Origin of the sequence: Streptomyces sp. 549, from assembly GCF_030124175.1 — a bacterium.
In the GTDB taxonomy this organism is placed as follows: domain Bacteria; phylum Actinomycetota; class Actinomycetes; order Streptomycetales; family Streptomycetaceae; genus Streptomyces.
The window spans coordinates 1-19,411 of sequence record NZ_JASKMT010000031.1; the positions used below are offsets into that span (position 1 = coordinate 1).

The 19,411-nt window shown below is 71.4% G+C and carries 15 protein-coding genes, 1 tRNA gene and 2 pseudogenes; 8 read left to right on the plus strand and 10 right to left on the minus strand.

What is annotated here, in order from left to right:
• Nucleotides 1–65: 65 nt before the first annotated feature.
• Nucleotides 66–476 (plus strand): annotated as a pseudogene (locus QNO07_RS24150) (transposase); the annotation flags it as partial.
• A gap of 33 nt (nucleotides 477–509) precedes the next feature.
• On the opposite strand, the pseudogene QNO07_RS24155 reads toward QNO07_RS24150, so the two are convergent.
• Nucleotides 510–881: pseudogene (locus tag QNO07_RS24155) on the minus strand (transposase family protein); the annotation flags it as partial.
• 509 nt (nucleotides 882–1,390) lie between these two features.
• Here QNO07_RS24155 and QNO07_RS27765 point away from each other — a divergent pair.
• Both QNO07_RS27765 and QNO07_RS24165 read left to right on the plus strand, forming a co-directional pair.
• Nucleotides 1,391–2,125, plus strand: coding sequence for a helix-turn-helix domain-containing protein (locus tag QNO07_RS27765; protein WP_502961924.1), 735 nt, complete (start codon nucleotides 1,391–1,393; stop codon nucleotides 2,123–2,125).
• A gap of 25 nt (nucleotides 2,126–2,150) precedes the next feature.
• On the plus strand, nucleotides 2,151–2,627 hold the full coding sequence (locus QNO07_RS24165) for a hypothetical protein (protein ID WP_283994465.1): 477 nt from the start codon (nucleotides 2,151–2,153) through the stop codon (nucleotides 2,625–2,627).
• Nucleotides 2,628–3,003: 376 nt separating this feature from the next.
• Here the strand turns inward: QNO07_RS24165 and QNO07_RS24170 are convergent.
• Together QNO07_RS24170 and QNO07_RS24175 are read right to left on the minus strand one after the other, a co-directional pair.
• Nucleotides 3,004–3,075, minus strand: a tRNA-Arg gene (locus tag QNO07_RS24170).
• A 216-nt stretch (nucleotides 3,076–3,291) separates the two neighbouring features.
• Entirely contained in the window at nucleotides 3,292–4,410 is a 1,119-nt protein-coding gene (locus QNO07_RS24175; protein ID WP_283994467.1) for a ferritin-like domain-containing protein, read from the minus strand.
• 211 nt (nucleotides 4,411–4,621) lie between these two features.
• Between QNO07_RS24175 and QNO07_RS24180 the strand changes: the two genes are divergently transcribed.
• From QNO07_RS24180 to QNO07_RS24195, 4 genes are all read left to right on the plus strand, one after another.
• The gene (locus QNO07_RS24180; RefSeq protein ID WP_283994469.1) at nucleotides 4,622–5,575 is read left to right on the plus strand and encodes an AurF N-oxygenase family protein; all 954 of its coding nucleotides are present in this window, start codon (nucleotides 4,622–4,624) and stop codon (nucleotides 5,573–5,575) included.
• 112 nt (nucleotides 5,576–5,687) lie between these two features.
• Nucleotides 5,688–6,410 (plus strand): TetR/AcrR family transcriptional regulator, encoded by a 723-nt coding sequence (locus tag QNO07_RS24185; protein ID WP_283994470.1) that lies wholly within the window; start codon nucleotides 5,688–5,690, stop codon nucleotides 6,408–6,410.
• 22 nt (nucleotides 6,411–6,432) lie between these two features.
• A complete protein-coding gene (locus tag QNO07_RS24190; protein ID WP_283994471.1) occupies nucleotides 6,433–6,696 on the plus strand; it encodes a DUF8847 domain-containing protein in 264 nt (87 codons plus the stop codon).
• Between the two features lie 750 nt (nucleotides 6,697–7,446).
• The gene (locus tag QNO07_RS24195) at nucleotides 7,447–8,649 is read left to right on the plus strand and encodes a C40 family peptidase (RefSeq protein WP_283994472.1); all 1,203 of its coding nucleotides are present in this window, start codon (nucleotides 7,447–7,449) and stop codon (nucleotides 8,647–8,649) included.
• 45 nt (nucleotides 8,650–8,694) lie between these two features.
• Here QNO07_RS24195 and QNO07_RS24200 read toward each other — a convergent pair whose 3' ends face one another.
• The 5 genes from QNO07_RS24200 to QNO07_RS24220 all read right to left on the minus strand — a co-directional run bounded on the left by QNO07_RS24200 (nucleotide 8,695) and on the right by QNO07_RS24220 (nucleotide 14,568).
• Entirely contained in the window at nucleotides 8,695–9,930 is a 1,236-nt protein-coding gene (locus tag QNO07_RS24200) for a styrene monooxygenase/indole monooxygenase family protein (protein ID WP_283994473.1), read from the minus strand.
• A gap of 106 nt (nucleotides 9,931–10,036) precedes the next feature.
• Nucleotides 10,037–10,672, minus strand: a complete 636-nt coding sequence (locus QNO07_RS24205; protein ID WP_502961921.1) for a GTP-binding protein — start codon at nucleotides 10,670–10,672, stop codon at nucleotides 10,037–10,039.
• On the minus strand, nucleotides 10,653–11,081 hold the full coding sequence (locus QNO07_RS24210) for a DUF742 domain-containing protein (RefSeq protein WP_283994474.1): 429 nt from the start codon (nucleotides 11,079–11,081) through the stop codon (nucleotides 10,653–10,655). The genes QNO07_RS24205 and QNO07_RS24210 overlap by 20 nt, the downstream gene beginning before the upstream one ends.
• The gene (locus QNO07_RS24215; protein WP_283994476.1) at nucleotides 11,078–11,560 is read right to left on the minus strand and encodes a roadblock/LC7 domain-containing protein; all 483 of its coding nucleotides are present in this window, start codon (nucleotides 11,558–11,560) and stop codon (nucleotides 11,078–11,080) included. Before QNO07_RS24215 ends, QNO07_RS24210 begins: the two co-directional genes overlap by 4 nt.
• Entirely contained in the window at nucleotides 11,557–14,568 is a 3,012-nt protein-coding gene (locus tag QNO07_RS24220; protein WP_283994477.1) for a nitrate- and nitrite sensing domain-containing protein, read from the minus strand. Before QNO07_RS24220 ends, QNO07_RS24215 begins: the two co-directional genes overlap by 4 nt.
• 419 nt (nucleotides 14,569–14,987) lie before the next feature.
• On the opposite strand from QNO07_RS24220, the gene QNO07_RS24225 reads away from it, so the two are divergent.
• Complete coding sequence (locus tag QNO07_RS24225; RefSeq protein WP_283994479.1) at nucleotides 14,988–15,791, plus strand: protein phosphatase 2C domain-containing protein; 804 nt, start codon at nucleotides 14,988–14,990, stop codon at nucleotides 15,789–15,791.
• 288 nt (nucleotides 15,792–16,079) lie between these two features.
• Here QNO07_RS24225 and QNO07_RS24230 read toward each other — a convergent pair whose 3' ends face one another.
• Nucleotides 16,080–16,520, minus strand: a complete 441-nt coding sequence (locus QNO07_RS24230) for a MarR family winged helix-turn-helix transcriptional regulator (protein ID WP_283994526.1) — start codon at nucleotides 16,518–16,520, stop codon at nucleotides 16,080–16,082.
• Nucleotides 16,521–16,885: 365 nt separating this feature from the next.
• On the minus strand, nucleotides 16,886–19,327 hold the full coding sequence (lon, locus tag QNO07_RS24235) for an endopeptidase La (protein WP_283994480.1): 2,442 nt from the start codon (nucleotides 19,325–19,327) through the stop codon (nucleotides 16,886–16,888).
• Nucleotides 19,328–19,411 lie beyond the last annotated feature (84 nt).

The window sequence follows — 19,411 nt, forward strand, 5'->3', positions numbered from 1 at the left end:
CCCATCGTCACGATGCCGTGACCAGCACGGATCGTTGATCGACAAGACTTTGAAACCGCCCTGACCCGGATGCCGAGATCATCACCAGTTTCCCGGGGCTCTCCGTGCTCTCTGGAGCCCGCGTTCTCGCCGAGATCGGAGACGACCGCGAACGCTTCGCGGACGCCAGAGCGATGAAGGCATACGCCGGCGCGGCTCCTGTCACACGGGCCTCCGGGCGCAGCCACGTGGTTGTGGCCCGGACCGTCAAGAACCAGCGATTGGCATCAGCCGGGCACATGTGGGCCTTCGCAGCCCTGCGCAGCCAGGCTCCACGCGCCCACTATGACCGACGGCGTGCTGGTGGAGAACGGCATACCGCAGCTCTCAGGAACCTGTTCAACAAGCTGCTCGGCTGCCTCTTCCACTGCCTACAGCACCGCACGCTGTTCGACCCCGACCGTGCCTTCGCACCACCCATGGATCTTGCTGCCTGAGCGCCTACTTGACCCGCCAGCGACATGAGATGTCTTCGACTGCTCGGCAATGCTGTGGTCGCGGGTGGGGACCAGGGTGCCGTCGACGATCAGCACGGTGTCCTTCGCGAACCGTTTGCGCTGCTGGAGAGCGAGCGTAGGTCCGAGGTGGTCGATGATGCGGTCGGCGGCGGACTTCGATACCCCGAAGAGTGGAGCCAGTTGCCGCAGTGTCAGGTTCGTGCGCCAGTAGGCGGCGACCAGCAGGACACGGTCCTCCAGCGGCAGGCTCCACGGCCGGCCCTTGCGCACCGGATCTGCACCCTCGCGCCGGAGCGCGGTGATCAGCTTGCCGAACTGTCGCGGGCTCAACCCGCTGAACGGGGCTATCCAGGAGGGCTCCGACGCCGTGATCACACCAGACACGACAAGATCATCTCACCCCTGGCCAGCAGTTACGGGACAGGTCTTACCGACCTGCTCAAGGAATACGACAAGCTGGACTTCGTCCTCGGACATCCAAGCGGCAAGCAACGTCGACTCGGCAACCGTCGCAAAGAGTGCCCTACCCACCGACTCGGTGTATTGGCCGGCGAGTAGTGCCGCCACATCGAGAAGGCTATGGGCTGGTAGCCGTGGTTGCGCCCACATGGGTCACTACCCAGTGTGACCACTGAGCGGGTCCAGCTGGTTCCTCGTGGACGCTCCGTCGCTACGTTAACCTTTGGTCACAGAGCGTATCCGCGAGGGCCATGGTCGCTCTGTATCTACAGCTAAAATTGACCGAATCGTAATAATAGCGAGCGAATCTTGCGACTTCTCTCTCGAAAGCGAGAGGTTTGACGCAAGCCCTTGGAAGGGTGACACTGGTTGCGTGTTCTCTCTCGCATGCGAGAGGGAAGTCGCAAGGAGGTGGGAACGTGGAGTACGTGTCCGTGAGGCAGGCTGCCGATGGGCTAGGAGTGCACGACTCACGTGTGCGTCAGCTACTGCAAGCTGGCAAGCTCCAAGGTTCCCGAGTGGGCGGCCGATGGCTTGTAGAGGCCGACAGCTTGCAGGATCGCAAGCGGGCTGCCCCTGAATCGGGGCGACCGTTGTCTGCGCGCAACGCTTGGGGGGCTTTGGCGATCCTGTCTGGCTGTCGCCCGCTAGGCTTGTCGGACTCGGAGCGTTCCCGTCTCCTCGCGCGGCTGCGGAGTCTTGCCGAGAGCGGAGAAGTCCCTGCCTCGCGGATCCAGAAGCTTCTTGCTTCAAGGGCTGACGTGAGGCGCTACCGGGTTCATCGGTCCCTGCTGCCAGCCTTGATCGAAAATAGGGACGTCGTGCGCGCTGGCGCGAGTGCAGCACCGCGAGTGGGAGCTGCCTACGTGGCTCCAGGCCGAGCCGAAGTTTACGTGCACCCGGATCGAATTCGAGAGCTAGAGGAGGCCTTCGGCCTCGTGGCGGATGCCCAGCGAGGAAACCTGATCGTTCGAGTGCCGCCGGCCAGTGCTTGGCCGTTCCTGGTGCCAGATTCTCGAGCATCGCGCGAGGGGCATGACGCCCCCGCTTCTGTGGTGGCGGCGGACTTGCTTGACGCGCGGGAAGATCGAGCCAGCGTCGCGGCGGAAGGCATTCTGGAGCGCTTGCTGGCGTCCTCGGCGTTGGGTGGTCGGCGCAGAGGTGAGTGAGCCGAGAGTCCGCATCGTCTCGGACTTGCTGACAGGAACGGTTGCCGGGCTTTGGAGCACGCTCCTGGATCTGTCTGAGAGGGTGTCTAGTGACTGGATCCTGATCGGCGGGCAGATGGTGCTCCTTCACGGGTTGGAGCACGGCAGAACCCCGCCAGGCGTGAGCCTTGATCTCGACGTCTTGGCTGACGTGCTTTCCAATCAGAAGAGCCTCCGTCTGCTCGTTGCCGCGCTAGAGGCGTTGGGCTTCGAGTCGACAGGGGTCTCGCCTGAAGGCAAGACGCACCGGTACAAGCGAGTTGATGGCGAAGGGGTGCTCGCGGTTGACCTCCTTGCTCCAGACAACCTCGGAGAGCGAGCCGATCTCACAACCACGCCGCCGGGTTCGACTTTGGAGGTGCCTGGTGGTCGGCAGGCTGTGCATCGGACTGAAGCTGTGACGGTTCAGCTGGATGGTCGGGTTGGGGTTATCTACCGCCCCAACTTGTTGGGGCGATTGTAGGGAAGGCTGCTGCCTTGACCATCCCTACTGCCCCGAAGGACAAGCACTACCGGGACTTGGCGTTCTTGCTCTCGCTCCCTGGTGACCCGATCGCGATGAGGGGTCAGCTGCAGAAGGGGGATCGCAGGAAGCTTGCGGCAGCCAGTGCGTTGCATGACCCCGCTCATGCTGCTTGGCGGCAGTTGGATGATCTCGAGGCTGAAGCTGACGGGCAGGCCATGCTTCGCTTCCTGGCCCCTGCCTGAGTGCTAGTCGCCGCTCACTCGCGATCAGTGCCACACAACGACAAAGAGTCGGACCCAGTGGGACTGGGTCCGACTCTCGATGTCTGGCACATTTGCAGGTCAGCGAGCTGATCGTGCTGGTCCGGCTCTTGTGCCCCCGGCAGGATTCGAACCTGCGCACACGGCTCCGGAGGCCGTTGCTCTATCCCCTGAGCTACGGGGGCGCTGCCGCCGCTCTCGGCGGCGACGTGTAGAACATTACCAGCTCCCAGGGGGTGCCCCCGCACGGGTTTCGGGATGGCAGGAGGCGTCGGGGGAGGGCGGCCGGCCAGGCGCCGGGAGCTGGGCGAACGGCCGGTTCGCGTCCTCAGCGGAGGCTCTCGGGCGAGCGGTACCGGGCCCCTCTGGCCCAGCCCCACGGGCCCGCCGCGCCCTCACTCTCACCGCTCCCCCGCCGCGCCCTCCCCCTGCGCGATGGCGTCGGCCACCTCCTTCGTGCGGGCGGCTTCCTCGGCGGCGAAGCGTTCGGCGTCGAGCTGTTCGGCGATCTCCTCGTCCTGGGCCATCAGCTGGTCGAGGTTGGCGTCGCCTAGTTCGTAGACGCCCATGTCGACGTAGGCCTGCTGGAGGCGTTCGCCCCACAGGCCGATGTCCTTGACGCAGGGCACGATGCGGCTGAAGAGCAGCTTGCGGAAGAGGTGGAGGAACTCGGACTGCTCGCTGAAGGTCTCGGCCTCGGCTGCGGAGATGCCGAAGTTCGTGAGGACTTCCGTGCCCTTGAGGCGGTCGCGCATGAGGTAGCAGCCCTCGATGACGAAGTCCTCGCGCTCGCGCAGCTCGGCCTCGCTGAGCTGCGCGTAGTAGTCGCGCAGCGCCATCCGGCCGAACGCGACGTGCCGGGCCTCGTCCTGCATCACGTAGGTGAGGATCTGCTTGGGCAGGGGCTTGCTGGTGGTGTCGCGGATCATGCCGAAGGCGGCCAGCGCGAGGCCTTCGATGAGGACCTGCATGCCGAGGTAGGGCATGTCCCAGCGGGAGTCGCGGAGGGTGTCGCCGAGCAGGGACTGCAGGTTGGGGTTGACCGGGTAGAGCATCCCGACCTTCTCGTGCAGGAACCTGCTGTAGATCTCTGCGTGCCGCGCCTCGTCCATGGCCTGGGTCGCGGAGTAGAACTTGGCGTCGAGGTCGGGCACGGACTCGACGATGCGCGAGGCGCAGACCAGCGCGCCCTGTTCTCCGTGCAGGAACTGGCTGAACTGCCAGGACGCGTAGTGCCGGTGCAGTTCGGCCTTGTCGCGTGCGGACATCTTGGCCCAGTACGGCGTGCCGTGGAGGGCCAGCGCCTCGTCGGGCACGCCGAGCGGGTCGTCGGGGTCGACGTCGAGGTGCCAGTCGATGCGGGTGGCGCCGTCCCACTGCTTGTCCTTGCCCTTCTGGTAGAGGGCGAGCAGTCGTTCGCGGCCGTCGTCGTACTCCCAGCTGAAGCGGGCGGCGCCGGTGGCGGGCACCTGCCACTGGGGGTCACCGGCGGCGTACGTGTAGAGCTCGTGCGTCGGCATGGGGCCTCCTGGCTCCGCTGACTTGACGAATCCCGTGAGGTGCGTGGCTTGTTGGGGGCCTGGTGGTGGCTTGTTGGCAGGCTCACACGGCGGTTACCACGCGGTCAACAAGTCGCGCGGGAGGGATTGACGACCTTGCTGACAAGGAGTCTCATAAGAGGGAGCGCCAGAGACAACCATCGGTAACCCCCACCAGTGAGGTGCCTCAGCCATGACCACAGCCCCCGACGCCGCCGCGGAAGCCGCCACCGATGCCGCCGTGCTGCGGGACGCACTCGGCGCGCTCAAGGACAGGGAGCAGGTGGCCGAACGCCTGCTGGAGTCCTCCCGCAAGCACTCCTTCGACCCGGACACCGAGCTGGACTGGGACGCGCCCTTCGAGGAGGGCAAGTGGTTCTGGCCGCCGGAGCTGGTCTCGCTCTACGACACCCCGATGTGGAAGCGCATGTCGGAGGAGCAGCGCATGGACCTCGCCCGGCACGAAGCGGCGGCGCTCGCCTCGCTGGGCATCTGGTTCGAGATCATCCTGATGCAGCTGCTGGTCCGGCACATCTACGACAAGTCGCTGACCAGCTCGCACGTGCGGTACGCGCTGACGGAGATCGCCGACGAGTGCCGGCACTCGATGATGTTCGCCCGCATGATCACCACCGGTGGGGCACCCGCGTACCCGGTGAGCCGGTTCCACCACAACATGGCACGGGTGCTGAAGACGATCTCGACGACTCCGGGTTCGTTCGCCTGCACCCTGCTGGGCGAGGAGATCCTGGACTGGATGCAGCGGCTGACGTTCCCCGACGAGCGCGTGCAGCCGCTGGTCCGCGGCGTGACGCGCATCCACGTCGTCGAGGAGGCACGCCATGTCCGTTACGCGCGCGAGGAGTTGCGGCGGCAGATGCTGACGGCGCCGCGCTGGGAGCGGCAGTTGACGCGGGTCAGCTCGGGTGAGGCGGCGCGGGTGTTCTCACTGGCCTTCGTCAACCCGGACGTCTACACCAACGTCGGCCTGGACCGGCGCGCGGCGCTGGCGCAGGTCAAGGCGAGCGCGCACCGTCGTGAGGTGATGCAGAGCGGCGCGAAGCGGCTGACGGACTTCCTGGACGAGATCGGCGTGCTTCAGGGTGTCGGGCGCCGGCTGTGGCGCAGCTCCGGCCTGCTGGCCTGAGCCCAGGGCAGGCAGGGCAGGACAGGTAGGCAGGCGGCCAGGCAGGCAGGCCCCTGACCCCGGCGGGCCCGGGGCGGGCATGCGGGCCGGCGCGGCGGATACCCTGCCTGGCATGACGGTTCCGGCGTATCGACGCATGAGTGTGGAGGCTCGCCGTTCGCAGCTGATCCTCAGCGCGCTCGGCCTCTTCGCGCGGCGCCCCCCGGAGGACGTGTCGCTGGACGACGTGGCGGCGGCGGCGGGCGTCTCGCGGCCGCTGGTGTACCGCTACTTCCCCGGCGGCAAGCAGCAGCTCTACGAGACGGCGCTGCGGGCCGCTGCGGACGCGTTGGAGGAACGGTTCGCCGAGCCGATGGCCGGGGCGATGACCTGCCGGCTCGGTCACGCCCTGGACCGGTACCTGTCGTTCGTCGACGAGCACGACGCGGGGTTCACCGCACTGCTGCGCGGCGGCAGCGTGGTGGGCACCTCGCGGACGTCGGCGATCGTCGACGAGGTGCGGCGGGCCGCCGCCGACCAGATCCTGGTGCACCTGGGTGTGTCGGAGCCGGGCCTGCGGTTGCGGCTGACGGTGCGGACGTGGATCTCGGCGGTGGAGGCGGCGTCGCTGATCTGGCTGGACGAGGGCAAGCAGCCGTCCCTGGACGAACTGCGGGACGGCCTGCTGGACCACTTCGTCGCCGCCCTGGTGGCCACGGCTTCACGTGATCCGCAGACCGCGCAGGCTCTGCGCGCAGCGCTGGCCGCGGAACGGGCGGACGGCCCGGTGGGTGATCTGGCGCGCCGGGTGGCACCGCTGGTGGCGGACGCCGGCCACCTGTTCGGCGAGGCCTGAGCCGAGCTGTGAGACTGGCGGGGTGAAGAGCGAAGAGACCCCCTTTTTCGGCGGGCCCATGGACGGGCGCACGCTGCCGGTGCTGCTGGGGCCCACGGGACGGCCGCCGAAGCGATACGAGATCCCGGTACCGGACGCGGACGGCGGCACCTCCGTGGTGCACGTGTACCTCCTGGAGCCGGCCGGGGTGAACCGGTTGGGCCTGCCGCGTGGCTGGAAGTACGTGTACGCGCCGGACGGCGCGCCGCGCTGGAGCCCCAAGTGGCCGTGGACGAAGTCGGGCTGAGCGCGAAAGGTCAGGCGTGGAGGCTCAGGAGCACGAGGCTCAGGAGCGCGAGGCACGGGGCGTGGGCACAGATCGTGGGGGCAGGACGCAGAGCAGGAAGGGGACGGGCAACCGGGCGCAACCACCCGGCCGACTTGGTATGGACCATTGACATGGCTGGTCTAGTCCTATTCACTGCCTTGCAGGGGCTGCCCGCTCCGATCCGCGCCTCCCGACACCGCTCGGTTCTTCCCTGCGGGCGGCCCCCACCCAGGGCGCGCCGTCCGCCACCGAGTCGTCGTGCCGCAGCCGCGCGGCGGATCGGGCCGCCCGTGCTGCGGCCGTCCCCACCGGCTCCGCCACCGGACTGCCGCACCGCCTACGCCTGCCCCCCGAGTCCGGGGAGAGCGTGCCCGGGGGGCAGGCCCCAGGGGCCACCGGACGGCGTCCGGAGGTCAGCGGACCTCCCGACCGCCGCGCCCCTGCACATCTGACCGTCAGTCACCACTCACCGCGCCGGGCCGCACGCCGGGCGCCCCCATCGGGTGACGTTGTTGGGCGAGGTCGCCCAACACCCCTCGGACAATACGACTGCACGGTGGCACGCTTCCTGCACGTTCAGGAGGTGATCAGGTGTCAGGTGAGCCGCATGAGAGACGTGCATCGGGTGAGCCGGGTGGGAGGAAGCGCGCGCCGGTTGCGCAGGGTGCGCCGGCTGAGTCGCGGCGGGCGGGACGGCGGAGGCGGCGCGTCGGGCGGTCGGCGGGGCTGGTGGCGGTCGTCGCGCTCGCCCTGGTGGCGTCGCCGCTCGCACCCGCCGCCCCCGCGCCCGTCGCCGTCGCGGCCCCCGCTGACCGGCCGGTCAGCGAGCTGCTGACGCAGTTGCGCACGCTGTACCGGCAGGCGGGCGCCGCGACCCAGCAGTACAACGCGGCCGACTCGAAGCTGAAGCGGCAGCGCGCCGAGGTGGCCCGGCTGACGAGGCAGCTCGCCGGTGCCCGCTCCCGCCTGGACACCGAGCGGGCCGCAGCCGGACGGCTGGCGCGCCGGCAGTACCGCGGCGGCACGGACGGCCTCACGCCGTACCTGAAGCTGCTGCTCAGCCGGGACCCGGAGAAGGCCCTGGCCCACAGCCACCTGCTGAACCGGGTCGCCGACGGTCAGGCGCTGACCCTGCGGCGGCTGACCAGTGGCGAGCGCCGACTGGACCGGTCGGCCGCCGCTGCGCGCCGGGCGCTGGAGCGGCAGCGCCGGCTCGCCGAACGCCGCCAGGAACGGCAGGAGCGCGTCCGGGAGCGCATGGACGCGGTGGCGCGGCTGCTCGCCTCGATGGACGAGGACGACCTGTCCCGGCTGCGCGCTCTGGAGGACGAGCAGACGGCCGACTCGCAGCGCACGCTGCTGGCGTCGGGCGCGCTCGGCGAGGACGAGGACTCCCGCACACCCTCCGCGGAGGGCGCCCGCGCGGTCCGCTACGCGCTGGACCAGGTCGGCAAGCCGTACCGCTGGGGGGCCGAAGGGCCGGGCGCGTTCGACTGCTCCGGGCTGACGGGCCGGGCGTGGGACCGGGCGGGGCGGGACGTGCCCCGCACCAGCCAGGAGCAGTGGCGCAGTCTGCCGCGGGTGCCGCTGCGTGAGGTGCGGCCGGGCGACCTGGTCGTGTACTTCGAGGACGCGACCCATGTGGCGCTGTACCTGGGCGACGGGCAGGTGGTGCACGCACCGCGCCCCGGGGCCCGGGTGAAGGTGTCGCCGATCGCGGCGAACCCGGTGCTGGGCGCGGTCCGCCCCGACCGGGCGGTGGACCCGCTGCCGGCGTGGAACCGCCCGCCGCTCCCGGCCGGCGCCCTGACCGGCGACGACACGGGGTTCAACGGCAATGCGGACATCAACGGCAACGCGGACAGCAGCGACGGGGACGGCAGCGGCAGAGGTGGCGACGGCAGCGGGGACGGTCTCCCGGCCGCCCCCTGACCTCTCAGGTCCAGGGCGACGGCCGGGACGCGGCACGCGTGCCGGTCAGGCCGGAGCCACCTCGGCGAGGTAGGCGTCGGCCAGCGCCGGGTCGTAGAACCACTCCTCGAAGTCCGCCGGGTTGTTGAACCCGTTGGCGAACCGGTCCGCCACCGGCTGGAGTTGGCCGGCGGCGCCGATCAGGTTGAGCACGTGCTCGGGCGGCGGGGCGAGCATCGCGTTGGTCCACTTGGTGACGTGCTGGGCGGTGTTCCAGTAGCCGTCGAAGGTGGTCTGCATCCACTCCTCGTCGAACGGCCGGTCGCCGTGCCGCACGATGGAGTCGAGGTAGGAGGCGGCGCACTTGGACGCCGAGTTGGAACCCTGCCCGGTGATCGGGTCGTTGGCGACGACCACGTCCGCCACGCCGAGCACCGCGCCGCCGCCCGGCAGCCGGCCGATCGGCTTGCGCACAGTCGGGGCGTAGCGTCCGGCGAGCGTGGCGTTGGCGTCGGTGAGTTCGACGTTCGTCGCCCGTGCGTACTCCCAGGGCGTGAACTTCTCCATCAGTTCCAGTGTCCGGGCCAGGTGCTCGGCCGGGTCCTTGATGCCCTGGAAGGCGTCCAGCGGCCCGCCGGGCACACCCTCCCAGAACAGGATGTCGCAGCGGCCCGACGTGGTGAGGCTCGGCATGACGAACAGCTCGCCGACACCCGGGACCAGGTTGCAGCGGACGGCCTCGGTGCCGGGGTGCTCCGGCCGGGGTCCCAGGCCGTGCACGTAGGAGACGGCGAGGGCGCGCTGCGGGGCGTCGTAGGGCGAACGGGCCGCGTCCCGCTCGAACATGGACACCAGCTCGCCCTTGCCGGCCGAGACCAGCACCAGGTCGTAGGTGCGGGCGAAGAAGTCCAGGTCGGACACGGCGGCGCCGTGGATGACCAGTTGGCCGCCGCGCTGGGCGAAGGTCTCCATCCAGCCGGCCATCTTGACGCGCTGGTCGACGGACTGGGCGTGGCCGTCGAGGCGCCCCAGCCAGTCGATCGCGCGGCTGCTGTCGGGCGCGGCGACGGAGACGCCGAGCCCCTCGATGCGCGGCGCCTGGCTCTCCCAGAAGTTGAGGTCCAGGTCGCGCTCGTGCTGGAGCGCGGTGTGGAACATGCACTGGGTCGACATGACCCGGCCGCCGCGGATCTCGTCCGCGGTCCGGTTCGACATCACGGTCACCTCATAGCCGCGGGACTGCAGCCCGAGGGCGAGCTGCAACCCGGACTGGCCGGCACCGACGATGAGTATCTTCCGCATACGGTCTCCTTGCGTGATCAGGCGGTCGGGCGGGGCGGGAGGCCACCACGCCGGTGGGGAGGCCCGCCGACGAGCTTTCCCCCGGCGGGTGTTCCACCGGAACGGGTCACGCCGGGGTGAGTTCCACCGCGTGTCCGACCAGGGCGAGCAGCGCGTCGACGACGGTGTCCCGCTTCCGGGCGTCGATGACGATCACCGGCACCCGCTCGGGCACCGACAGCGCCTCACGCACGTCCTCCGCCTCGTACGCGGGCGTGCCCTCGAAGTGGTTGACGGCGACGACGTAGGGCAGGCCGCAGCTCTCGAAGTAGTCGAGCGCCGGGAAGCAGTCCTCCAGCCGGCGGGTGTCGGCCATCACGACGGCACCGATCGCGCCGCGCACCAGGTCGTCCCACATGAACCAGAAACGTTGCTGCCCGGGGGTGCCGAACAGGTACAGCACCAGGTCGGCGTCGAGCGTGATGCGTCCGAAGTCCATGGCCACCGTGGTGGTGGTCTTCTCCGGCGTGGCCGCGAGATCGTCCGTCTCGGCGCTCGCCTGCGTCATCAGCGCCTCGGTCGTCAGCGGCTCGATCTCCGAGACCGCCCCGACGAAGGTCGTCTTGCCGACACCGAAACCGCCCGCCACCACGATCTTGGTGGCGATGGGGGCCCGCCCGGTGTCCTTCTGCCACTCGTGCAGCGGATCGGTGTCGGAACCTGCGGTGTCAGAGCCCGCGGTGTCAGAGCCTGCGAAGTCCACCAAGCACCCTTTCCAACAGTGCGCGGTCGGGACGCCCGGCCGACTCCCGGCCGGTTCCGTAGACGCGGATGCGTCCCTGGTCGGCGAGGTCGCTGAGCAGGACGCGCACCACGCCGAGCGGCATGCGCAGCAGCGCCGCGATCTCCGCGACCGAACGCATCCGGCGACACAGCTCGATGATCGCCTGCATCTCCGGCATCACCCGGCCGCTACGCAACCCAGCGCTGTCGTGCGGCAGTTCACGCCGCTCCGGCCCCGCGGTGAGGGCCGGCGGCTCGACGGCCGCCACGAAGGTCTCCACCAGCAGCACGTGGCCGAAACGGGTGCGTCCGCCGGTGAGCGAGTACGGGCGGACCCGTGCGGGTTTGCGGTCTTCGGTGCGCGACGGCAAGGGGGGATGCGAGGTCACTGGTCCAACTCCATCGACTTGCGCAGCTCACTGCGGAGTTCGGGGGTGAGGACATGGCCGGCCCGGCCGACGAAGAGCGCCATGTGGTAGCCGACGACGCTCATGTCGCAGTCCGGCGTGGCGTGCACGCCGAGCAGCGAGCCGTCGCTGATCGCCATCACGAAGACCGACCCCTCCTCCATGCTGATCATGGTCTGCCTGACCTGGCCGCCGTCGATGAGCTTCGCGGCACCCACGGTGAGTGAGCCGAGGCCCGAGACGATGGTGGCGAGGTCCGCGCTGGAGCCCTTCGGCCCGCGGCGCGCCGGCTGCGGCTGCTCCGCTCCCTGGGCGGGGTCGGAGGACAGCAGCAGCAGGCCGTCCGAGGAGACGACGGCGACGGATCTCACTCCCGGCACCTCGTCGACCAGGTTGGACAGCAGCCAGCGCAGGTTCTTCGCCTCGCTGCTGGGGGTGTGCGCGGTGGTGGACGCGTTCACTGACGTGCCTCCTCGACGGATCCGTCCTTGTCATCCGCCCCCGGTTTGCCCTGCTGGTCGTGCGGGTCGTGCTCGTCGTGCTCGTCGCTGTGGCCGTTCTGGTCGTGCGAGTCGGCACGGCTGTGCGAGACGCGGTGTCCGTCCGGCCCTGGTGGGTCGGTCCGGTCGTCCCGGTCGGCGGCCGGTGACGCCTGGTCGGGGCCGGCACCGAGCTGTGCCGCCACCTCACGGTGGCCGTCCTTGGCGCCCTGGTGGAAACCACCGAGCCGCCGACGCAGTTCCTCGGCGTTGACGCCACTCGTACGGCCCTCCCGGCGCTGGTCGTCGCTCGCGGGCGGAGCCGTCAGGTGGGGGGTGCGCTTGGGCAGCCCCTTGTCGGTGACGCGCCGCGGCCCCGGCTGGGCCGGCACACCACCGCCCGCCCCGGCCGTCTGCGGTGCCTCGGCCGTCTGCGGTGCCTCCGAAGTCTCCGGTGCCTCCGGAGCCGACTGCGTGGGCGGTTCCGGCTCGCTGACCGGCTCCTGCACGCTGGTCGGCTCGGGAGCGCCGGCCGCCTCAGGGGTGTCCGCCGACTCGACCTCTGCCTCTGCCTCTTCCTCTGCGTCCCTCGCCTCACCGGTGACCGGTCGCGCGGTGGCCGGTTCGGCGGTGTGGTCGGCCTCCGGCGCGACAGCTGTCGCAGGGGCCGGCTGCCGGGGCTCCGGGGCGGCGTCGGGTGTGCCCGACGCAGGGCGGGAGGCGCGGGCGGGGAGGGTGTGCGAGTTGGCCTCGGCGACCGACCCGGGCAGCGTGGTGACCTGGCCCTTCGCAGTGGAGCCCACGGCCGGGGAGGGGCGGTCGGGCAGCAGCGCGCGGGGCAGGACCACGACGGCTGTGATGCCGCCCTGCTTCTGCTCGCGCAGCTGGACCCGGACGCCGTGCCGCGCGGCCAGCCGGGCCACGACGTACAGGCCCATGCCGAGTGCGTCGTCGTCCTCGGTGGACGGCGGTTCCTGCGCGGTCGGGTCGTCGAGCCGCGCGTTGAGCTCCGCCAGACGCTCGGACGTCATGCCGATGCCCTCGTCCTGGACGGAGAGCATCACCTCGCCGTTCTCCAGCATCCAGCCGGAGAGCTGGACTTCGGCGTCCGGCGGGGAGAACGCCGTGGCGTTGTCGAGCAGTTCGGCGACGAGGTGGCTGATGTCGTCGGCGGCGAAGCCTGACACCTGGGCGTGCGGCGGCAGCGACGCCAGTTCGACGCGCTCGTAGCGCTCGATCTCGCTCACCGCCGCGCGCAGCACGTCGAGCAGCGGGACCGGACCGGGGTGGTTGCCGCCGGCGTGTTCAGCGCCGGCGAGCAGCAGCAGGTTCTCGCCGTGCCGCCGCATCCGGGTCGCCATGTGGTCGAGGCGGAAGAGGGTGGCGAGCTGCTCGGGCTCGGCCTCCTTCTGCTCCAACGACTCGATCAGCGCGAGCTGACGCTCCACCAGCCCAAGGTTGCGCAGGGCGAGTTGCACGAAAGTGCCGTGCACGGCCCCGTTGAGGGCGTCGATGCGCTCCCGCAGGGCCTCCTTCTCCTGGCCCAGCCGCTCCCGCTCGCTGTTGAGGGTCTTCTTCGACGCGGCGAGCCGGACGGCCTGCGTCTCGGCGGAACCGGCGCGCTCGTCGAGCCGCGCCGCGGTCTCCTGCAGCGTGTTGACGGCTCGTACCACGTCGGCGAACTCGTCGTTGCGGCCGGTGTAGCGGACGGGTTCCTCACCGACGGGGTCGGCGGCGACCCGCTGCGCACCGAGCCGGACGACGGCCAGCGGACGGGCCATCGAGCGGGCGGCGTGCACTCCGGCGCCGACGGCCAGCAGCAGGCAGCCGCCCAGCAGGGCCAGGGCGAGCTGCAGCGCGGTCACGTCCTCGTCGCGGAGCTGCTCCAGCCTGGCCAGTTCGGCGGTGGCGAGCGAGGACTGCACGCCGCGCATCCGGTCGATGCGGGCGGAGAGCGTGGACTCGATGCGGCTCTGCTTCAGGTTCTGGTCGGCGGTGCTCAGCCGCGGCTGGTCAGTGAGGCGTTCCAGGTAGCGCTCGGCGGTGGCGACCTCGTTGCCGTTGACCGTCTTGCTGTAGGAGTCGCGGGCAGCGTCGCCGGCGAGGTCCTCGAAGTCGGCGAGGGACGCCTGCTCGCGGGCGCGGGCCTGCTGGGCGGCGGCGGTCATGCGCGGCTGGCTGCCGCCGGTCTCCAGCGCGGCGAGCAGCAGGCCGCGTGCGGCGGAGGCCTGTTCGACGGAACGTCCAAGGAAGGGCAGCGCGTGGGCGGTCTCGGCGTCGGCGGTCGCCGTGGACATCTCGCCCGAGCGGGCGGGCAGGGCCCGGGTGTTGGCCTCGGCGAGCGAACCGAGCGCCTGGATGGTGGCGGTGTAGGCGGCGTAGGCCTCCAGCGGGCCGCTGTCGCCGGCGAGGGCTTCCTGCCGGGTGACCGGAAGGGCGTCGAGCGTGCGGCGCACCTCGGCGGGTACGTCGTCGCGCAGTTCGGCGGCCTTGCGGTCCACCCGGGAACGCTGGGCCTGATTGCCGGGCTCGGCCGGGTCCTGGCCGTCACCCTCCTGCGCACTGCCGTCCTGGGCACTGCCGTCCTGGGCGCCCGGTTCTCCGGTGGTGCCGTCCGGTACGCCGGGGGTCTCCTGGCCGGGCAGTCCCTCACCGAAGCCCGGTTCCGGGGTCTCCGGTTCGTCGCCGGTTCCGCGCTGGGCGGCGAGGTAGCGGACCACTTCGTCGCGCTCGTCGGCAAGTACGTGGGCCAGGGATATGGCACGCCTGCTGGCGTCCGCCCGGTCCACCAGCTCCTGCGACTCCGACACCGCGCGGCTGGCGGACAGCACCGCGGGGGCGCCTGCGGCGACCACAGCGGCGGCGCACAGCACCACGGACACCAGGAGTCGGTTGCGCACCCGGGCACGGCGTCCCGGGGAACCGGTGCCGGCCTCCGGCTCGTGCTGCCCGCTGCCCCGAAGTCGCTTCTTGCCCACCCGCGCTCGCATTCTCGTCTCCGGCGCCCGGGGGGTTGCCCGGACGGCGACTCCTCACATGTGTGGCAGAGGCTCAGACACCGCCCTGTCGACGGCAACTGACCATTCCAGTGCCGCATCGACGCGGACACCCTTCCCCTGCCGGGCCACTCGAAGGAGTGAACAACACTCCGAACGACGTAAACAACTCCGGTTCCGCGTGTGCACGGTTCCCGCTGCTGAGGGGGCTTGGAATCCCCCATGGAGGCGTGGAAGGATGCCCGCCCGCAGCTTCACGGACGCGTCAATTCCGGTAGAACTCCGGCGGACCGGCCGAGACGCCCGCCCCGGGCATGACGGGACCGTCCGGGCAGCTCCGCCACCCGCCTGTTCGAAGGCCCCAGCGCGGGCCCGCCGGCACCCGGTGACGCGCGCTGGGGCAGACTGCCCCCATGCGTGTCGAAATGGTGACCGAACCGGGCAGCCCCGACGTCCCCAACGAGGACTACGTGGCGGCGGCGTTGCCCGCTTCGGGACACGGCGGGGCCCTGGTGGCACTGGACGGCGTCACTCCCCCACCGGGCGAGGACGGCTGCGTGCACGGAGTGCCCTGGTACACGGCCCGTCTCGGCGGAGCGCTGCTCGAACTGTCCACTTCGCGGCGGGATCTGACCCTTGCGCAGTGCCTGGCGGACGCCGTCTCCCGTACCTCCGCGGCGCACGCCCCAACCTGTGATCTTTCTCACCCGCGCACGCCGCAGGCGACCGTCGTCGTCGCGCGCTGGGACGCGTCGTCCGTCGAGTACCTCGTGCTGTCGGACTCGGTGCTGCTCGTCGAGCCGGTCGCCGGAGGGGTCCGGGCCGTGCTGGACCCCCGGCTCGACGACCTGCTGCCCGCCTTCCGCGGCCTGCCGCGCGCCGAACGGATCGCGGGAATCGAGGCGCTGCGCAACACGGCGGGTGGCTTCCACACCGCCGCCGCCGACCCCGCGGTGGCCGGGCAGGCCGTGACCGGCAGCCTGCCGCGCGACCAGGTGCGGGCCCTGCTGGCGCTGACGGACGGCGCGACGCGCTGGACGGAGGTGTTCGCGCAGGGCGACTGGCAGGCGCTGCTGGCGACCGTGCACAAGGAGGGGCCGCGGGCACTGGTGGCGCGGGTCAGGGCGGCCGAGGCCGCCGACCCCGACGGCACGGCCTTCCCCCGCGGCAAGGTCCGGGACGACGCCTCCGCGGTACTGGTCGAGTTGTCAACTTGACCCGGTCCTGGAAGGACCGGGCTCGGAGGTGGCGCCCAGCTGGCTGCTGGGGTGGGCTCCTCCGTCCAGACGCCCCGTTGCGGGGTGGCAGGGGCGCGTGACTCACGCCCCGCGGGCGCCCGGCGCCGTCCGCCCGGCGCCCGCGGCAACGTCAAGAAGCGCTTCCTCCCGAGGGTGAACACCCGCGGCTCCGCGCTGGATCATGCTGAACCCGTCCGCCGCGCCGCACCCGTCCTCCGCACCGCGTCCCACGGGCACCACCGAGCCCGCCCGGGCGGCTGACGAGGGTCAGGGTTCCTGGGTGGGGGTGTTGAGCCGGTGCAGCAGGCGGGCGAGTTCGGCGATCTCGCCGCGGTCCCAGGCGGCGAGCTTGCGCATGTAGCGCTGGCGCCGGGCCCGCCGCACACAGGTGAAGCGCTCGCGGCCGACGGAGGTCAGCTCGACGAGCGAGGCGCGGCCGTCCACCGGGTCCGGCGTCCGGGCGATCAGCCCCAGTGACTCCAGTGCACGCAGCTGGCGGCTCATGGTGGCCTTGCCGACGCCGAAGAACCCGGCAAGGTCCGTGGCGCGCTGCGCTCCGGCGTCCTCCAGCCGCTGCATCAGGCCGTAGGCGGCCGGTTCCAGCTCGGGGTGCACGGCTCGCGCCATCTCGCCCGAGGAGGCGCGGGCGCGGCGCAGGAAGACGGAGAGTTCCCGTTCGAGCGCCAGCAGCTCCGGGCCGGGACGCACGGGCGGGGCATCGGGGACGGTCGGGGCGTCGAGGACGGGCGGGGCGGAGGGAGCGGCGTCGCCGGGCGCGGCGGCGGGAGGCACCGGGGGTGCGAGGGGTGCCGGATGTGCGGGGGCCGGGGCGTGATCGCCCTCGGCTGGCTGGTCGGTACCGCCCTTGTCCACGTCTGCGCCCTTCCGGCTTCGGATCCTCGTACCGAGGATCGTGCTGCGGGCCCGCGTGCCCGGTCAGGACCAGTATTTCGCAGTTCCGCCCGGCCCGGACGCCCCTCCCCCGCGCCGGACGTCCCCCCGGGGAGGACGCGAGGCGCCGTCCGGCCGGGGTGCGGGCGGGCGGCGCCTCGCGGGGCGCGCAGGGCTGCCGGTCAGGCGGCCAGTGGCAGGTCCGCCGGGGCCGAGGCCGGGGTGAGCGCCAGGTCGAGCACCGTGCGCACGTCCGAGACGGGGTGCACGGTCAGGTGCCTCAGCACCTCGGCGGGCACGTCGTCCAGGTCGGGCTCGTTGCGCTTGGGGATGATGACGGTGGTGACACCGGCCCGGTGGGCGGCGAGCAGCTTCTGCTTCACGCCGCCGATCGGCAGCACCCGCCCGGTCAGGGACACCTCACCGGTCATCGCCACGTCGGGGCGGACCTGCCGTCCGCTGAGCAGCGACGCGAGTGCCGTCGTCATGGTGATGCCGGCGCTGGGGCCGTCCTTGGGCACGGCTCCCGCCGGGACGTGCAGGTGCACGCCGCGCTCCTTCAGGTCACCGACCGGGAGTTCCAGTTCGGCGCCGCGCGAGCGCAGGTAGGACAGCGCGATGTGGCCGGACTCCTTCATCACGTCGCCGAGTTGCCCGGTGAGAGTGAGCCCCGCGCCGCCGGTCTCGGGGTCGGCGAGTGAGGCCTCGATGTAGAGCACGTCGCCGCCGGCGCCGGTCACGGCGAGCCCGGTGGCCACACCCGGTACGGCGGTGCGGCGCTCGGCCGGGTCGTGGGCGGCCTCCGGCGTGTGGTGCGGCCGTCCCACCAGCTCCCGCAGGCCGTCCGCGTCGACCGTGAACGGGAGTTCCTGCCCACCGAGTTCGGTGCGGGCGACGATCTTGCGAAGCAGTCGGGCGAGGGTGCGTTCCAGCGAGCGGACGCCGGCCTCGCGGGTGTACTCGCCGGCGAGCCTGCGCATCGCGCCCTCGGTGACGGTCACCTCGTCGGAGGTGAGCCCGGCTCGCTCCAACTGGCGCGGCAGCAGGTGGTCGCGGGCGATGGTGACCTTCTCGTCCTCGGTGTAGCCGTCGAGCCGCACGACGTCCATCCGGTCCAGCAGCGGCTGCGGAACGGTGTCCAGCACGTTGGCGGTGGCGAGGAACACGACGTCGCTGAGGTCGAGTTCGATCTCCAGGTAGTGGTCGCGGAAGGTGTGGTTCTGTGCCGGGTCGAGCACTTCGAGCAGCGCCGCGGCGGGGTCGCCGCGGAAGTCGGAGCCGACCTTGTCGATCTCGTCCAGCAGCACCACCGGGTTCATCGACCCGGCCTCCTTCACCGCCCGCACGATGCGGCCGGGCAGGGCGCCGACGTAGGTGCGGCGGTGTCCGCGGATCTCGGCCTCGTCGCGCACTCCGCCGAGGGCGACGCGCACGAACTCGCGGCCCATGGCCCGCGCGACGCTCTCCCCCAGGGACGTCTTGCCGACGCCGGGCGGGCCGACCAGCGCGAGCACCGCGCCGCCGTCCCGTCGTCCGGTGGCGGGTGCCGGGGCGGCGTCGGCGCCCCCGCTGGCGGGCGCCTGCGCGGTGCGGGCGGCGCGGCGCCTGCGGACGGCCAGGTACTCGGTGATGCGTTCCTTGACGTCGTCGAGTCCGGCGTGGTCCGCGTCGAGCACTGCCTTGGCGCCGGGCACGTCGTAGGCGTCCTCGGTCCGCACGTTCCACGGCAGTTCCAGCACGGTGTCCAGCCAGGTGCGGATCCAACCGCCTTCGGGGCTCTGGTCGGAGGAGCGCTCCAGCTTCTCGACCTCCTTGAGGGCGGCCTCGCGGACCTTGCCGGGCAGGTCGGCGGACTCCACGCGGGCCCGGTAGTCCTCGCCCTCGTCACCGGGGTCGCCGTTCAGCTCGGCCAGTTCCTTGCGCACGGCCTCCATCTGGCGGCGCAGCAGGAACTCGCGCTGCTGCTTGTCGACGCCGTCCTGCACGTCCTTGGCGATGGACTCTGCGACCTCCTCCTCGGCGAGGTGCTCGCTGAGGAAGCGCACCGCCAGGCGCAGGCGGGCCACCGGGTCGGCGGTCTCCAGGAGTTCGACGCGCTGGGGCGTGGAGAGGAACGGGGAGTACCCGGCGTTGTCGGCGAGCGCGCCGACGCCCTCGATCTGCTGCACCCGGTCGACGACCTGCCAGGCACCGCGCTTGCGCAGCCAGCTGGTGGTCAGCGCCTTGTACTCCTTGGCGAGTTCGGCGACCGCTCCGGGCAGCGGCTCGGGCACCTGCTCGGTGACCTGGGTGCCCCGCACCCACAGCGCGGCGCCGGGGCCACCGGTGCCCGCGCCGATGCGGACCCGGCCGATGCCGCGGATCAGCGCGCCGGGATCGCCGTCGGCAAGCCGGCCCACCTGCTCCACCCGGCCGAGCACCCCGGTGGCGGCGTAGGTGCCGTCGATCCTCGGCACGAGCAGTACCTGCGGCTTCTCCCCCTTCGCTGCGGCGGCCTGGGCCGCCTCCACGGCGGCCCGCACCTCGCTGTCCGACAGGTCCAGCGGCACGACCATGCCGGGCAGCACCACTTCGTTGTCAAGCGGCAGCACGGGCAGAGTGAGCGTGTCCTGCGACAAAGTCATGGTGTCTCCCTCGGCAATGAACTTGAGCTGTATCGACTCAATGCATGCAGCCGCGCTCTTGTTCCCCGCCCGGCCCGCGTTCGC

Excerpts from the sequence above, each read along its gene's own strand:
- QNO07_RS24180 (WP_283994469.1), top strand. The coding sequence starts at position 4,622 with ATGACCACAGCCCCCGACGCCGCCGCGGAAGCCGCCACCGATGCCGCC.
- QNO07_RS24225 (WP_283994479.1), top strand. The coding sequence starts at position 14,988 with ATGCGTGTCGAAATGGTGACCGAACCGGGCAGCCCCGACGTCCCCAAC.
- lon (WP_283994480.1), bottom strand. The coding sequence starts at position 19,327 with ATGACTTTGTCGCAGGACACGCTCACTCTGCCCGTGCTGCCGCTTGAC.
- QNO07_RS24200 (WP_283994473.1), bottom strand. The coding sequence starts at position 9,930 with ATGCGGAAGATACTCATCGTCGGTGCCGGCCAGTCCGGGTTGCAGCTC.
- QNO07_RS24175 (WP_283994467.1), bottom strand. The coding sequence starts at position 4,410 with ATGCCGACGCACGAGCTCTACACGTACGCCGCCGGTGACCCCCAGTGG.
- QNO07_RS24220 (WP_283994477.1), bottom strand. The coding sequence starts at position 14,568 with ATGCGAGCGCGGGTGGGCAAGAAGCGACTTCGGGGCAGCGGGCAGCAC.
- QNO07_RS24185 (WP_283994470.1), top strand. The coding sequence starts at position 5,688 with ATGACGGTTCCGGCGTATCGACGCATGAGTGTGGAGGCTCGCCGTTCG.